Consider the following 13,640-nt stretch of genomic DNA (forward strand, 5'->3'; position numbering starts at 1 on the left):
TCCGACCTGCCAAACCTATCGCAACAAAACCCCTAAGACTGTTTCCCGATTGGGGGTGTGTTAAGCTGAAAGTTGGCAATCCTTCCCACCCCCCTCTGTCCTGCCGGACATCTCCCCCGCAAGGGGGGAGATCGGATGCCGCTTAGGCTTTCGCCAACCACGAACGCTGGCAGTCGGGTAGGCAGCACAAAGCACTGTATCCAGATAGCTCGAACGTTCTCTACTCGCTCTCGCCCTCCAGCGCCGGCACCGAGACGCCGGCGAGTTCCGCCGCGAGCAGCCGCGATGCTCCGGCCCGTGCGATCCTCAGCATCAGCGCCTTGCGCGTCGCCGCCGCCATGCGGTGCTCCGGCGCGTCGCGCAGGATTTCGGCGCCGTAGCCGTCGGACAGGATAAAACCGCATTCCTGCGGAAATATTTCCGAGGGCACGCCGGGATGGGTGGCGAAGAAGAAGCGGTCGGAGTGCAGCCGGTAGTCCGGCCATTTGCGGTCGACCCTGAAATCTTCGATCGAGGATTTGATCTCGATGATCCAGATGTCGCCCTGGCGGGTCAGCGCGACAAGGTCGGCGCGGCGCCCGGTCGCCAGCGACAGTTCGGGCAGCACATGCGCGCCCATTTCCTTAAGCAGCCGCTGCACGCCGCGCCGCACCAGCATGGCACGCTCGGACTGGCGGCCATCGATGAGCGGGTTGAGAGGGACAGGCGAGATGATTGGCATGGCAGCACCATGCCAGATTCTGTTCACGGTTTGAACCCGCTTTCTTCAGGCGATTATCCGGTTGGCAGCCCGGGCCTTTAACTGACCGGCATCATGCCCTCCAGCGCAATGATCCTCGTCCTTGCGCAGCGTTCGCGGATAGCTTTGAGCCGACCGTATTCTGGAGAGTCGTACCATGCCATGAGCGAAGCCATGTCCGGGAACTCGACAATGACCAGGCGATGAGGTTCCCAATCGCCTTCCAGCACTTTGGTGGCTCCGCCGCGAGCGATGTATCTTCCTCCATAGCGCGCTTCGGTTGCTGGTACATCCCGGCGGTATTCCTCGAAAACGGCGGCATCGGTTATGTCTACATCAGCAATAAGATAGGCTGCCATTGGCCTTACTCCCTGAAGAGAGCCAGTGAAGCACCTCCATTAGCGGCCCCGCAACTAAGCCAGCGGTACTACGCCTCGGAAACGACTCGCCTTCTCTCCGATTGGGGCGCTTAACTGGGTTCGTTGGCGCAGCTCTGGGAGGAGACGAACCATGCCGATGTATCTTACGAAATTCAGCTATACGCCCGAAACCTGGGCGCGCTTGATCGAAAACCCCGAGGATCGCCGCGAGGCGGCCCGTTCCTACATAGAATCGGTGGGCGGAAAGCTGCACGGGTTCTGGTACGCCTTCGGAGAGCACGATGGTTGGAATCTGTGGGAGGCGCCAGACAATGTCTCGATGGCATCTGTCATGCTGGCTATCGGTGCGGGCGGGGCGCTCAGCTCGCATGAGACCACCGTCCTCCTAAGCGTCGAAGAGACGATGCAAGCGCTTGGGAAGGCAAAGTCGATCCGGTATCGCCCGCCGGGGTCGTAAGGGCCGTCCGTTTGCGGCCTCGCGGAGTGCCGGAGGCTGGTCGCTCATGCCGCCGCGGAAGCGATTTTATCTCCAGCCAGCGCAGCCCCGGCAATATCATCCAGGATACGGCAGTGCGGCCGGTCGTCGCCGTGGCAGGCATGGATCAGCTTCTGCAAGGTCGAACGCATCGACTGCAGCTCGCGCACCTTCTCCTCGATCGCCGTCACATGCGCGGCGGCGATCTCGCGCACATCATGGCTGGCGCGGCTGCGGTCCTGGTAGAGCGCCATCAATTGGCGGCAGTCGTCGATGGAAAAGCCGAGATTGCGCGAGCGGCGCAGAAAAGTCAGCCGGTGGATGTCGTCGCCGCAATAGTCGCGGTAGCCGTTGCCGGCGCGCGCAGGACGGATCAGGCCGATCTCCTCATAGTAGCGGATGGTCTTGGCCGGCAGGCCGGAACGGCGGGCGGCATCTCCGACATTCATGACAGTTCCTCGACCTTCGGCGGTCCGGCGAGCCGCCCCATTGAATTTCCTTCACAATCTAGCGAAGGCCGTTGCCGAAAAGCCACAGTTACGCACTTACCGGCGCGTAAGCCCCTGCATATAGGCATCGCGCGCTTGGCAAGCAAAGCAAATGCCAGCATGAATGATGGTGACAAAGCGGCCGTCTCGAGCCGCTCTATTTCGGGCGGGGCATCGGACCTTTTCATGCGCATGAAGTCATTCGCAATCGTCGCCGCACTTGCGCTGTCGACGGCTATTGCTGGTTGCAGCACCATCGGCTCGCAGATATTCACCAGCAACTATGGCCCGATGACCGATGCGGGCTATCAACTGCCGCGCATTCCGATCGAAAAGGTGCCGTTCAAGTACCGTCGGCAGGTGGTGAGCTACGACACCGATGAAAAGCCGGGCACTATCGTCGTCGATACGCAGAACAAGTTTCTCTATTACGTCATGGGCGGCGGCGAGGCGATGCGTTACGGCATCGGCGTCGGCCGCGAGGGATTTGAATGGCGCGGCACCGCCCGCATCGCGGTGAAGCGCGAATGGCCGACCTGGACGCCGCCTTCGGCGATGATCAAGCGCCAGCCGGAGCTCGCCAAGTTTGCCGGCGGCATGGAGCCGGGATTGACGAACCCACTCGGCGCGCGCGCGCTGTATCTGTTCAACAGAGGCGGCGATTCGGGCTACCGCCTGCATGGCAGCCCGGAATGGAACTCGATCGGCAAAGCGATGTCGTCGGGCTGCATCCGCCTGATGAACCAGGACATCATCGACCTTTACGACCGCACCTCCGTCGGCGCCAAGGTTATCGTTCTTTAGAACTCATACGCGGACCGTCTAGGCAACAACTGACGTCCCAAAACAGAAAACCGGGCAATTCGGCCCGGTTTTTTGTTGTCGCGAGAAGGCGAATGGAGTCCTTAAGAGACCTGCTCGACCTGCTGAACCTCGGGCACAAAATGCCGGAGCAGGTTCTGGATGCCATGCTTCAGCGTCGCCGTCGATGACGGGCAGCCGGCGCAGGCGCCTTTCATGTGCAGGAATACGGTGCCGTTCTCGAAGCCGCGGAAGGTGATGTCGCCACCGTCCTGGGCGACGGCCGGGCGCACCCGCGTGTCGAGCAGTTCCTTGATGGTGATGACCAGCTCCTCGTCGGCCTTGTCGTAGAATTCGCCGGTCTGGCTGGTCTCTGCAGCGGGACCGGCCTTGGCCATGACAGGCGCGCCGGACATAAAGTGTTCCATGATGGCGCCGAGGATCGCCGGCTTCAGATGCTGCCAGTCGGGACCGTCCTTGGTCACGGTGACGAAGTCATAGCCGAAAAAGACGCCGGTGACGCCCGGGATCTCGAACAGCCGGCCGGCCAGCGGCGAAGCTGAGGCGGCGCTGTCGGCATCACGGAAATCGGCGGTGCCTTCGACGAGCACTTCCTTGCCGGGCAGGAATTTCAATGTCGCCGGATTTGGCGTCGATTCGGTCTGGATGAACATGGACGTCTCCGTGCCCATTCGGGCAGACAGTTTGGAATAATTCTAAATAGGCCTTCTCGGCGGGACATTCAAGCGAAAGCCATCGCTAGAACGGCTGGCTGGGAGAATGTTTTTGCGGTCTTCTGCAACATGGTTTGAGGTGTGTTGAGCCAGGGCGAGCCGAAAATGATGGTTTCCGAGAACCGGAGCGGAGCGTACTTTTGGTACGTGAGCACCGGAAGCGCAGGAAGCCGCCGTTTGCAGGCCGACCTCACCTGAATATCAGCACACCTCAGGCCAGGCTGTCGATTTCTTCGTCAGACAGGTTCTGCGGCACCACCGTCACCGGGATGGGGAAGGCGGCGCCCTTGCCGGCGACCGCGCCGACCAGCGGCCCCGGCCCCTCCTTGCCGGCGCCGGCCGCCAGCACGAGGATGGCGATATCCTGGTCTTCTTCGATCAATTTGTGGATCTCTTCCGTCGGCTTGCCTTCGCGCACCACCAGTTCCGGCTCGATGCCGAGCTTCTGGCGCACCTTGTTGGCATAGCTGTCGAGGGCCGCGCGAGCCGTCGCTGTAGCCTCCTCGCGCATGATCTTCTCGACACCCAGCCAATGCTGGAAATCGTCCGGCTCGATCACATAGAGCAGCACCAGCACGCCGTTGGTGCTCTGCGCGCGCTTCGAGGCGTAGACGACGGCCCGCTCGCATTCAGGCGTGTCGTCGATGATCGCCAGGAACTTGCGGCGATGGCCGGCTTCGCGGCTGAGGCGTTTGGAGACCATATTCACCCTGTTCGACGGTTTCGGTTCGCAATCTGCCACCGCCACAGCCCGGCCGCAAGCGACCGGCGGATGTAGCGATGTTGGGCGCAGATCAGCTTTGCAGCAGGCCGATGATGTCGCGCACGGTCTTCATCGTCGCCTCGGCCAATAGTCCCGCGCGCTCGCCGCCATCCCTGAGCACTGCGTCGACATAGGCACGGTCATCGGAAATGCGGCGCATTTCACCGGCGACCGGCGCCAGCTTTTCCACGGCAAGGTCGGCCAACGCCGGCTTGAACACCGAAAACTGCTGGCCGCCGAACTCTTTCAGCACCGCCTCCTTCGATATCTCGGCGAGACCCGCATAGATGCCGACGAGGTTTTCGGCTTCGGGCCGGCTGGCAAGGCCGTCCAATTCCCCGGGCAACGCCTCGGGGTCGGTCTTGGCCTTGCGGATTTTCTTCGAGATGGTGTCGGCATCGTCGGTCAGATTGATGCGCGACAGGTCCGACGGGTCCGACTTCGACATCTTCTTCGAGCCGTCGCGCAGCGACATGATGCGCGCCGCCGGTCCGCCGATGATCGGCTCGGTCAGCGGGAAATAGCCGTTCACCGTCTCTTCGCCGACCTTCATCTCTATGCCGACGCCAAGGCCGGCGATGCGGTCCGAAAAGTCGTTGTTGAATTTTTGCGCGATGTCGCGTGTCAGCTCCAGATGCTGCTTCTGGTCATCGCCGACCGGCACATGGGTGGCACGGTAGACAAGGATGTCGGCAGCCATCAGGCTCGGATAGGCAAGCAGCCCGAGCGAGGCGTTCTCGCGGTCCTTGCCGGCCTTGTCCTTGAACTGCGTCATGCGGTTCATCCAGCCGATGCGGGCCACGCAGTTGAAGATCCAGGCGAGCTCGGCGTGCTGCATGACCCGCGACTGGTTGAAGACGATATGCTTTTTCGGGTCGATGCCGGAGGCGAGAAACGCCGCGGTGATCGCACGCGTTTGATCCGCCAGGTCCTCATGCACGAGCTGCGCGGTCAGCGAATGCAGGTCGACGACGCAATAGATGCAATCGGAGGTGTCCTGCAGGGCGACGAATTTCTTGATGGCGCCGAGATAGTTGCCGAGGTGCAGATTGCCGGTCGGCTGGACGCCGGAAAAGACGAGCGGTTTGAAGGCGGTCATGATGTCCTCATGGCTTGTGGAGGGCCGTTTCGCGCGCGGCGAAAGTCTTTCGACGGCGCGCTTATGGACGAAGGCGGCGATCCGATCAAGACCGGCGCCGCGCTCAGAGTCTGCGGATTATTCGTCCAGTTCGGATTTTGGGACAGGCGTTGCCTTCGCCGCTCCTCGCCTGATATTGCGCCGGATCATGCCGAAGTCGGCGCCGCCGGTGGCGAAGGCGGTGACGAAATAAAGCAACGCCCCGCCGGCTACCAGCGCAAGAAGCGTCGTAGCCTTGATGACCAGCGGCGAGCCCGAGGCAAGCCAGGCGGCAAACCAGTGCTCGGCAAAATAGAGCGCCGCCCCCATCACCGCCGCCGACAGCACCAGCCGTGGGATACGTCTCATGAGCGGCACGTCGCGGCCCCAATGGCCGCGCCGGATCAGCACGCCGAGCAGCATCAGCGCATTGACCCAGCCGGCGACGGCCGAGGCGACCGCAATGCCCGGCGCGCCCATCGACGGAAACAGCGTCAGTGCGGTGGTGACGTTCACCGCCACCGAGATGGCGGCGAAGATCATCGGCGTGCGCGTGTCCTCGCGGGCGAAATAGCCTGGGGTGAACGCCTTGATCAGCACGAAGGCTGGCAAGCCCAGGCCGAAGATCGCCAGGATCGACGCCACGATCGGCGTCGAGTTGTTGGCGGCAAAGGCGCCGCGTTCGTAGACCAGCCCAACGATCGGCTCCGACATGACCAGCAGGGCCGCCGCCGCCGGCAAGGTCAGAAACAAGGTGAACTCCACCGACCGGTTCTGCAGATTGGCCGCCTCGATCAGATTGCCTGACTTCAGCGCCCGCGACAGTTCGGGCAGGAGCACGATGGCGACGGCGATGCCGACGACGCCGAGCGGCAGTTGGTAGATGCGATCGGCATAAGCGAGCGACGACACCGCGCTGTCCTGCGCCGACGCGATCGCCGTGCCGATCAGCTGGTTGATCTGGGTGATGCCGCCGGTGATCGCCGCCGGCAGCGCCAGGATCAGCAGCCGCTTGACATTGGGCGTCATCCTTGGCCGGCGGAAACCGATCGAGATGCCGGCATGGCGCACCGCCACCCAGACGATCGCCAGCTGCACCAGTCCCGCCGCCAGCACGCCCCAGGCCAGCGCGAAGCCGACGGTGCGCGCGTCCGATCCCTTGTGCCAGGCATAGGCAAGCACGCCGATCAGGATGATATTGAGGAACACCGGCGCCACCGCGGCGGCGAAATAGCGGCGCAGCGAATTCAGCATGCCGGCCATCATGGCGCCGAGCGACATGCAGATCAGGTAGGGAAACATGATGGTCGCAAGCCCGACCGTCATCTCGAACTTTCCCGGCGTGTCGGCAAAGCCCGGCGCCACCAGGTAGCGCACGATCAGCGGCATCGCCAGTTCCATGGCGATGGTCAGCGCCAGCAGCGCCGTGAACAGCACGCCGAACACCTCTTCGGAGAAGCGCTTGGCGCCATCGGTGCCGTGGGTCTCGATCTCCTTGGCGAAGAGCGGCACGAAGGCAGCGTTGAAGGCGCCTTCGGCAAACAGCCGGCGAAAGGTGTTGGGGAACTGGAACGCGGCGTTGAAGGCGTCGGCGATCGGTCCGGTGCCGAGCGCGGCCGCCATCAGCATCTCGCGGGCGAAGCCGAGAGCGCGGCTCATCAGCGTGCCGGAAGCGACCGTCGCGAATTTCTTGACAAGGCTCATTTGTGCGGAGATTGCCTGCGTGATGGGGAAAAATCGAGGCCGGCGTTCACTCGGCGGCGGCCTTGGCCTTGCCGCCGCGCTCGGGCACGGTGCCTTCGAGGGCCGCGATCAGCCTGTTGTGAATGGCGGTCGTGCGGGTCGGGCTGTCGATCTTCTGGCCGGTGAGGTCTGTGACATAGAAGGTGTCGATGACCTTTTCGCCGAAGGTGGTGATGTGCGCCGACGCGATGTCAAGCGACAGGTCGGACAACGCCCCGGTAATCTCGGACAGCAGGCCCGGCCGATCCAGCCCCTCGACCTCGATTACCGAGAACCGGTTCGATAGCGTGTTGCGGATTTCGGCGCGCGGCTGGATGCGGAACACCTTGGCGCCGCGCCGCGGCTTGGTCCGCTTTTCGATCATCTCCGGCAGCCAGCTCTTTCCCGACAGCACGTCCTCGATCAGGCGGCCGACGCGTTCGGCGCGGCGGCGCTCGTCTTCGTCGCGGTCGAACTCCCTCGATATCAGGATCGTGTCCAGCGCACGGCCATCGGAGGTGGTGAAGATCTGCGCATCGACGATGTTGCCGCCGGCCGCCACACAGGCGCCGGCAATGACCGAAAGCAGGCGGGGATGGTCCTGCGCCAGCACGGTGATTTCGGTCACCGCCTCGAACTGGTGGGTCTTGATCATGGTGGCGAGCTTCTTGCCCGCCGCATCCGCCTCGCGGATGAATTCGGCGTGGCGAAGCTGGTCGGCGAGATCGACCGTCAGCAGATAATTCTCGTAGTGCTTGCCGACATAGCGCTTGCGGGCCTTTTCCGGCCAATCGGCGAGCGCCTCGGCCAGCTTTTCGCGGGCAGCCGCGGTGCGCATCGCACGCGACACTTCTGAAAACCCGCCGGTCAACAGCAATTCGGTCTCGTAGTAGAGCGTGCGCAGCAACTGCCCCTTCCAGCCGTTCCAAACGCCCGGCCCGACGCCCCTGATGTCGCAGATGGTGAGGACGAGCAGCAGCTTCAGCCGTTCGACCGACTGCACGATCGCGGCGAAATCCTCGATCGTCTTGCGGTCGTTGAGATCGCGGGTCTGCGCCGTCATCGACATGACGAGATGGTTCTCGACCAGCCACGCGACCGTTTCGGTGTCGGCCGCCGATAGCCCCATATGCGGGCAGATGCGCCGCGCGATCCGGGCGCCCGCCTCGGAATGGTCCTCCGGCCGCCCCTTGGCAATGTCGTGCAAAAGCACCGCGACATAGAGCGCCTCGCGGCTTTTCTTCAGCCCCGGCATCAGCTTGTGGGAAAGCGGATGGGTTTTTTCGCCGTCGCCGCGCTCGATCTCGGCCAGCACGCCGATGCAGCGGATCAAATGCTCGTCCACAGTGTAATGGTGGTACATCGAGAACTGCATCATGGCGACGATCTTGCCGAAATCCGGGATCAGCTTTCCCAGCAGTCCCGCCTCGTTCATGCGCCTGAGATTGAGTTCGGCATTGCGGTCCGACGTCAATATGTCGAGGAACAGCCGGTTGGCTTCCTCGTCGCGCCTGAGTGCCTTGCCGACGAGGCCGAGCGAACGGGTCAAAAGCTTCAGCGCATCGGGGTGGAATTCAAGCCCATGCTTGTCGGCGAACCAGAACAGCCTCAAGAGATTGACCGGGTCGCGCTCGAACACCTGGTCGTCGGCGATGTTGATGCGATGGTTGTCGATAATGAAATCAGACGTGCCGGCAAGCTTGCGCTTGCGGCGCGAGAAGGTGAGGAAGATGCGGTTGAAGCCCGGCACATGCTTGGCCTGCTCCTCCTCGAGCGCAGCGCAGAAGATGCGGGTGAGATCTCCGACATCCTTGGCGACGAGGAAGTAGTGCTTCATGAAGCGCTCGACCGCCGAGAGGCCCGGATGTGTGGTGTAGCCCAGCCGTTCGGCGATCTCGCGCTGGATGTCGAAATGCAGCCGTTCCTCGGCCTTGCCGGTGAGGAAATGCATGTGGCAGCGCACCGCCCACAGGAAATCCTCGGCCTTCTGGAATTCCCTGTATTCGCCGTCGGTGAAGACGCCCTTTTCGACCAACTCCTCGCCGGTGCGCACCCGGTAGAAGTATTTGCCGATCCAGAACAACGTCTGCAGGTCGCGCAGGCCGCCCTTGCCGTCCTTGACGTTGGGTTCGACCAAATAGCGGCTTTCGCCGGCCTTGGCGTGGCGTTCGTCGCGTTCGGCAAGCTTGGCCTGCACATATTCGGGTCCGGTCGTGCGCACCACCTCGCGGTCGAAACGCTGCAAGAGCTCGTCATAGAGCTTCCGCTCGCCCCACAGGAAACGCGCTTCCAGGATCGAGGTGCGGATGGTGATGTCGGTGCGCGACTGCCGCAGGCATTCGTCGATGTTGCGGGTGGCGTGGCCGACCTTCAGCCCCAGATCCCATAGCATGTAGAGCATGTATTCGACGATCTGCTCGCCCCATGGCGTCTGCTTGTAGGGCAGCAGGAAGAGGAGATCGATGTCGGATCCCGGCGCCAGCGTGCCGCGGCCATAGCCGCCGACCGCGACGACGGCCATGCGTTCGGCCGATGACGGGTTTTTGACGCGATAGACATGGGTGGCGGCGAAATCGTAGAGCGCGCGGATGATTTCGTCCATGAGATGCGACAGCCGGGCGGCGCAGGCGGTGCCGCTGCCATCGTCCATCAGCATGCGTTCGGCGACGGCGCGGCCGGCTGCCAGCCTGCCCTTGAGAAGCTGGAGAACACCGGCGCGCGCAGTTTTGCCGGAGCCGTCGCCTGCCGTGGCCGCAGTCAGCGCGGTCATCTCGCGGCGCAAGGCTTCGCCGTCGATCAGTTCATCGAGCTTTAGAGAGATTCTTGCCATGTGCGCAGATCGGCCTCGCCGTTTCGGCGGCGTCTATAGCGCGTTTTCGCGGCGCTGGGTATGGGGCGGACGGACACGCTCTCCACGGTAGTCGAACGGGATGATCGTCTCCTGCCGCAGCCGGCAGAGGTCGAAAATCTGCTGCACGATCCGCTTGACCTCGGACTTGATCTTGTTGGCTCCCGTCTTCTTGTGTCTTTTGACCATGCCGATTGCAGCCCACTGGTCGCTCCGCTCCGATTTGAGCAGGCTTGGCAGCCCGATCGCCTTGTCGCCCAGGAACTGGTCCTGGACGCACAGCGCTGGAACAAGCTGATAGATGGTCTTGCTGGACGATGTTGCCAAGCGCGGATTGAAGACGACGTGATCGACCGGAATACCGATATCCTCGGTGGCATTGATGAGGTCGCGCGCGGCCTGCCTTGAAACTATGTAGCCGGCTGTCGATGTGGATCCTGTGAAGCCTGGACACGGAAAAGCCGCGTCCTGCAGAAACGTGTGTGCGTGCGATCGTGGTTTTCTTGAAGAACGTCTCCAGCTTGACGATATCGGCATCGGCCGGAATCCAGCCGGCGTCGGCAAGCAATGCGCCGGCTTTTGCGGAAAAGACGATGTCGTCCTCGAAGACGGCACCGTAGGCATCGTCGCCGGCCGCGATGATTGCCCAGCAGGCTTTATGGCTGAGGAGACAAGCGATCTCGGCGTCGGCCAGGCGCAGCGACGACTTGCGCTTAACACGCAGCGGCATGCGGGCGAGGTCCGGCCGATCCTGCGCGTCGATCGCTGCAACCCGTTCGAACTGAACGCCGAGGCTGGCAAACTCGGCCGTCATATGGGCGAGCCTGTCGCGGGACCGATCGAGATTGATGACCAGGCATTTCATTTGAACGGGATCGATGCGGTTAGCCAAGAGTGGTGGCGTCCATAGCATATGGATGCGGTTGGGTGCGGGATTTTACCGACCCAGGCCCACCCGGCATACACTACGGCACGAAAGGCTGAAATTGGCCCTTGACCTTCCAGTCACTGGAAGCACTACCTCAGTCTCAAGATCGAGACAGAGAGGCCTTTCCCGCATGACCCATTCCGACCACGACCATCACGCGCATAGCGGCTGCTGCTCGGCGAAAGCTGCGTCCGTCGCCGACGCCGTCATTCGCGATCCGGTCTGCGGCATGACCGTCGATCCGGCCGCCGGTAAGCCGACAGCTGAGCATGGCAGCCATCTCTATCATTTCTGCAGCGAGCGCTGCCGTTCGAAATTCGCCGCCGAGCCGGAAAAGTACCTTACGGCCACCGACCCCGTCTGCGGCATGCGTGTCGACCGTGCCACCGCGAAGCACTTTTCCCGGCATGAAGGTCAGGGCTTCTATTTTTGCTCGGCCGGTTGCAAGGTGAAATTTGAGGCGGAGCCGGCAAAGTATCTTGGCGACAAGCCAGAGCCTCAGGCGATGCCGAAAGGCACGCAATACACCTGCCCGATGCATCCCGAAATCGTCCGCGACAAACCTGGCGCCTGCCCGATCTGCGGCATGGCGCTGGAACCGATGGGCGTGCCGACCGGCGACGAGGGGCCGAACCCGGAACTGGTCGATTTCACCAGGCGCTTCTGGGTGAGCGCCGTCTTGTCCGTGCCATTGCTGATCTTCGCCATGGCGCCGATGCTCGGCCTGACGTTTAGCGCCTTCATCGAGGATTCGGCGAAGGTCTGGGTGGAACTAGCGCTTGCGAGCCCGGTTGTCTTGTGGGCCGCCTTTCCCTTCTTCCATCGCGGTTGGGATTCGGTTCTCAACCGCAGTCCCAACATGTGGACGCTGATCTCGCTCGGTGTTGGTGCCGCCTATCTCTACAGCGTCGTCGCCGCGCTGTTCCCGGATATATTTCCGCACCAGTTCCGCGGTCATGAGGGCACGGTGCCGGTCTATTTCGAGGCAGCCGCCGTCATCGTGGCGCTGGTTTTTCTCGGCCAGGTGCTGGAATTGCGCGCCCGAGAAAAAACCGGCTCGGCGATCCGCGCGCTGCTCGACCTCGCGCCGAAGACCGCGCGGCTGATTGGCGAGGACGGTTCCGAAAACGACGTGCCGCTCGACACGGTCAAGGTCGGCGTTCGCCTGCGCATCCGCCCCGGCGACGCCGTGCCGGTCGACGGCACCGTGCTGGAGGGCCGCTCTTCCATCGACGAATCGATGCTGTCAGGCGAGCCGCTGCCGGTCGAAAAGACTGAAGGCGACGCGCTCACCGGCGGCACGCTCAACAAAAACGGTTCGCTGATCATGCGCGCCGAGAGGATCGGTGCCGAGACCACGCTGGCGCGGATCGTCGAGCTCGTCGCCAAGGCGCAGCGTTCGCGTGCGCCGATCCAGGGTCTGGCCGACCGCGTCTCCTTCTATTTCGTCCCGGCCGTCGTAGTGGTTGCGATCGTTGCGTTCATCGCCTGGGCGATCTTCGGGCCGCAACCCAGCCTGATCTTTGCCATCGTCTCGGCGGTCTCAGTGCTGATCATCGCCTGTCCCTGCGCGCTCGGTCTTGCCACGCCGATGTCGATCATGACCGCCACAGGGCGCGGCGCGCATGCCGGCGTGCTGATCAAGGACGCGGAGGCGCTCGAACGCTTTGCTTCGGTCGACACGCTGATCGTCGACAAGACCGGCACATTGACCGAAGGTCGGCCGAGATTGACCGACGTCGTCGCTGCCGAAGGCGTGACGGAAGATGATCTCCTCGCACTCGCCGCCGGCCTGGAAAAAGGCTCGGAGCACCCGCTGGCCGAGGCAATCGTCGAAGGTGCCCGTGAACGCGGGGTGGAGATCCCCGACGCCGGTGGTTTCGAGGCGATCACCGGCAAGGGCGTTTCCGGCACGGTGTCGGGAAAGAAGGTCGCGCTCGGCAACGCCGCGATGATGGCCGATCTCGGCATCGATATCGCATCCGTCTCGACCAGCGCCGAGGCGCTGCAGACCGAGGGCAAGACCGCGATGTTCGTCGCCGTCGGCAACAAACTGGCCGGCATCGTCGCCGTCGCCGACCCGATCAAGGCGACGACATCAGAGGCGATCAAGGCGCTGCACGATCGCGGCCTGAAGATCATCATGGCGACAGGCGATAACGAACGCACGGCGAAAGCCATCGCCAGCAAGCTCGGCATCGATGAGGTGCGTGCCGGCCTGCTGCCGGAACAGAAGAGCGCGCTGGTCGATGAGCTGCGCGCCAGGGGCGCCGCCGTCGCCATGGCCGGCGACGGCGTCAACGACGCGCCGGCGCTGGCCGCCGCCGATGTCGGCATCGCCATGGGAACCGGCGCCGATGTTGCGGTCGAAAGCGCCGGGATCACGCTGGTCAAGGGCGATCTCAACGGCATCGTCCGGGCCCGCACGCTCGCCCAGGCGACGATCCGCAACATCCGCCAGAACCTGTTCTTCGCCTTCCTTTACAACGTGCTTGGCGTGCCGGTCGCCGCCGGCGTGCTCTATCCGCTCACCGGTACGCTGTTGTCGCCGATGCTTGCGGCGGCGGCGATGAGCCTGTCCTCGGTTTCGGTCATCACCAACGCGTTGCGGCTCAGGACGTTGAAACTCTGAGCGAAATCCCCAG

At 63.1% G+C, this 13,640-nt stretch carries 12 protein-coding genes and 1 pseudogene; 3 read left to right on the forward strand and 10 right to left on the reverse strand.

Going from position 1 to position 13,640, the window contains the following annotated elements; genetic code table 11:
• Positions 1-220: 220 nt before the first annotated feature.
• Positions 221-721 (reverse strand): MmcB family DNA repair protein, encoded by a 501-nt coding sequence (locus tag RPG13_RS08950; protein WP_095484288.1) that lies wholly within the window; start codon positions 719-721, stop codon positions 221-223.
• Positions 722-798: 77 nt separating this feature from the next.
• A complete protein-coding gene (locus RPG13_RS08955) occupies positions 799-1,098 on the reverse strand; it encodes a DUF1330 domain-containing protein (protein ID WP_127204055.1) in 300 nt (99 codons plus the stop codon).
• A gap of 151 nt (positions 1,099-1,249) precedes the next feature.
• On the opposite strand from RPG13_RS08955, the gene RPG13_RS08960 reads away from it, so the two are divergent.
• On the forward strand, positions 1,250-1,576 hold the full coding sequence (locus RPG13_RS08960; protein ID WP_095483041.1) for a GYD domain-containing protein: 327 nt from the start codon (positions 1,250-1,252) through the stop codon (positions 1,574-1,576).
• Positions 1,577-1,620: 44 nt separating this feature from the next.
• Here the strand turns inward: RPG13_RS08960 and cueR are convergent, their stop codons facing one another.
• On the reverse strand, positions 1,621-2,043 hold the full coding sequence (gene cueR, locus RPG13_RS08965) for a Cu(I)-responsive transcriptional regulator (RefSeq protein WP_127204054.1): 423 nt from the start codon (positions 2,041-2,043) through the stop codon (positions 1,621-1,623).
• Positions 2,044-2,268: 225 nt separating this feature from the next.
• Here cueR and RPG13_RS08970 point away from each other — a divergent pair, with 225 nt between their 5' ends.
• Positions 2,269-2,886: a L,D-transpeptidase gene (locus RPG13_RS08970; protein WP_095483051.1), complete on the forward strand. Its 618-nt coding sequence runs from the start codon at positions 2,269-2,271 to the stop codon at positions 2,884-2,886.
• A gap of 101 nt (positions 2,887-2,987) precedes the next feature.
• Here RPG13_RS08970 and RPG13_RS08975 read toward each other — a convergent pair whose 3' ends face one another.
• The 7 genes and pseudogenes from RPG13_RS08975 to RPG13_RS09005 form a co-directional block, all read right to left on the reverse strand.
• The gene (locus tag RPG13_RS08975; RefSeq protein ID WP_095483050.1) at positions 2,988-3,557 is read right to left on the reverse strand and encodes a NifU family protein; all 570 of its coding nucleotides are present in this window, start codon (positions 3,555-3,557) and stop codon (positions 2,988-2,990) included.
• Positions 3,558-3,828: 271 nt separating this feature from the next.
• On the reverse strand, positions 3,829-4,320 hold the full coding sequence (locus RPG13_RS08980) for a universal stress protein (protein ID WP_095483040.1): 492 nt from the start codon (positions 4,318-4,320) through the stop codon (positions 3,829-3,831).
• Between the two features lie 91 nt (positions 4,321-4,411).
• Positions 4,412-5,479: a tryptophan--tRNA ligase gene (trpS, locus tag RPG13_RS08985; protein ID WP_292227160.1), complete on the reverse strand. Its 1,068-nt coding sequence runs from the start codon at positions 5,477-5,479 to the stop codon at positions 4,412-4,414.
• Positions 5,480-5,596: 117 nt separating this feature from the next.
• Positions 5,597-7,201 carry a murein biosynthesis integral membrane protein MurJ gene (gene murJ / locus RPG13_RS08990; protein ID WP_127290058.1) on the reverse strand — a complete coding sequence of 535 codons (1,605 nt, stop codon included), beginning with the start codon at positions 7,199-7,201 and terminating at the stop codon, positions 5,597-5,599.
• Between the two features lie 46 nt (positions 7,202-7,247).
• The gene (locus RPG13_RS08995) at positions 7,248-10,049 is read right to left on the reverse strand and encodes a [protein-PII] uridylyltransferase (protein WP_127290060.1); all 2,802 of its coding nucleotides are present in this window, start codon (positions 10,047-10,049) and stop codon (positions 7,248-7,250) included.
• A gap of 33 nt (positions 10,050-10,082) precedes the next feature.
• Positions 10,083-10,394 (reverse strand): hypothetical protein, encoded by a 312-nt coding sequence (locus tag RPG13_RS09000; RefSeq protein ID WP_337127097.1) that lies wholly within the window; start codon positions 10,392-10,394, stop codon positions 10,083-10,085.
• A 217-nt stretch (positions 10,395-10,611) separates the two neighbouring features.
• Positions 10,612-10,980: pseudogene (locus RPG13_RS09005) on the reverse strand (glycosyltransferase family 25 protein); the annotation flags it as partial.
• Positions 10,981-11,125: 145 nt separating this feature from the next.
• Between RPG13_RS09005 and RPG13_RS09010 the strand changes: the two are divergent.
• Positions 11,126-13,627: a heavy metal translocating P-type ATPase gene (locus RPG13_RS09010; RefSeq protein ID WP_127290062.1), complete on the forward strand. Its 2,502-nt coding sequence runs from the start codon at positions 11,126-11,128 to the stop codon at positions 13,625-13,627.
• The last annotated feature ends 13 nt before the right edge of the window (positions 13,628-13,640 follow it).

The organism is Mesorhizobium sp. ISC15 (assembly GCF_037162615.1).
In the GTDB taxonomy this organism is placed as follows: domain Bacteria; phylum Pseudomonadota; class Alphaproteobacteria; order Rhizobiales; family Rhizobiaceae; genus Mesorhizobium; species Mesorhizobium mediterraneum.

Excerpts from the sequence above, each read along its gene's own strand:
- cueR (WP_127204054.1), bottom strand. The coding sequence starts at position 2,043 with ATGAATGTCGGAGATGCCGCCCGCCGTTCCGGCCTGCCGGCCAAGACC.
- RPG13_RS08950 (WP_095484288.1), bottom strand. The coding sequence starts at position 721 with ATGCCAATCATCTCGCCTGTCCCTCTCAACCCGCTCATCGATGGCCGC.
- RPG13_RS08975 (WP_095483050.1), bottom strand. The coding sequence starts at position 3,557 with ATGTTCATCCAGACCGAATCGACGCCAAATCCGGCGACATTGAAATTC.
- murJ (WP_127290058.1), bottom strand. The coding sequence starts at position 7,201 with ATGAGCCTTGTCAAGAAATTCGCGACGGTCGCTTCCGGCACGCTGATG.
- RPG13_RS08970 (WP_095483051.1), top strand. The coding sequence starts at position 2,269 with ATGCGCATGAAGTCATTCGCAATCGTCGCCGCACTTGCGCTGTCGACG.
- RPG13_RS08960 (WP_095483041.1), top strand. The coding sequence starts at position 1,250 with ATGCCGATGTATCTTACGAAATTCAGCTATACGCCCGAAACCTGGGCG.
- RPG13_RS08980 (WP_095483040.1), bottom strand. The coding sequence starts at position 4,320 with ATGGTCTCCAAACGCCTCAGCCGCGAAGCCGGCCATCGCCGCAAGTTC.
- RPG13_RS09010 (WP_127290062.1), top strand. The coding sequence starts at position 11,126 with ATGACCCATTCCGACCACGACCATCACGCGCATAGCGGCTGCTGCTCG.
- RPG13_RS08955 (WP_127204055.1), bottom strand. The coding sequence starts at position 1,098 with ATGGCAGCCTATCTTATTGCTGATGTAGACATAACCGATGCCGCCGTT.
- RPG13_RS08995 (WP_127290060.1), bottom strand. The coding sequence starts at position 10,049 with ATGGCAAGAATCTCTCTAAAGCTCGATGAACTGATCGACGGCGAAGCC.
- trpS (WP_292227160.1), bottom strand. The coding sequence starts at position 5,479 with ATGACCGCCTTCAAACCGCTCGTCTTTTCCGGCGTCCAGCCGACCGGC.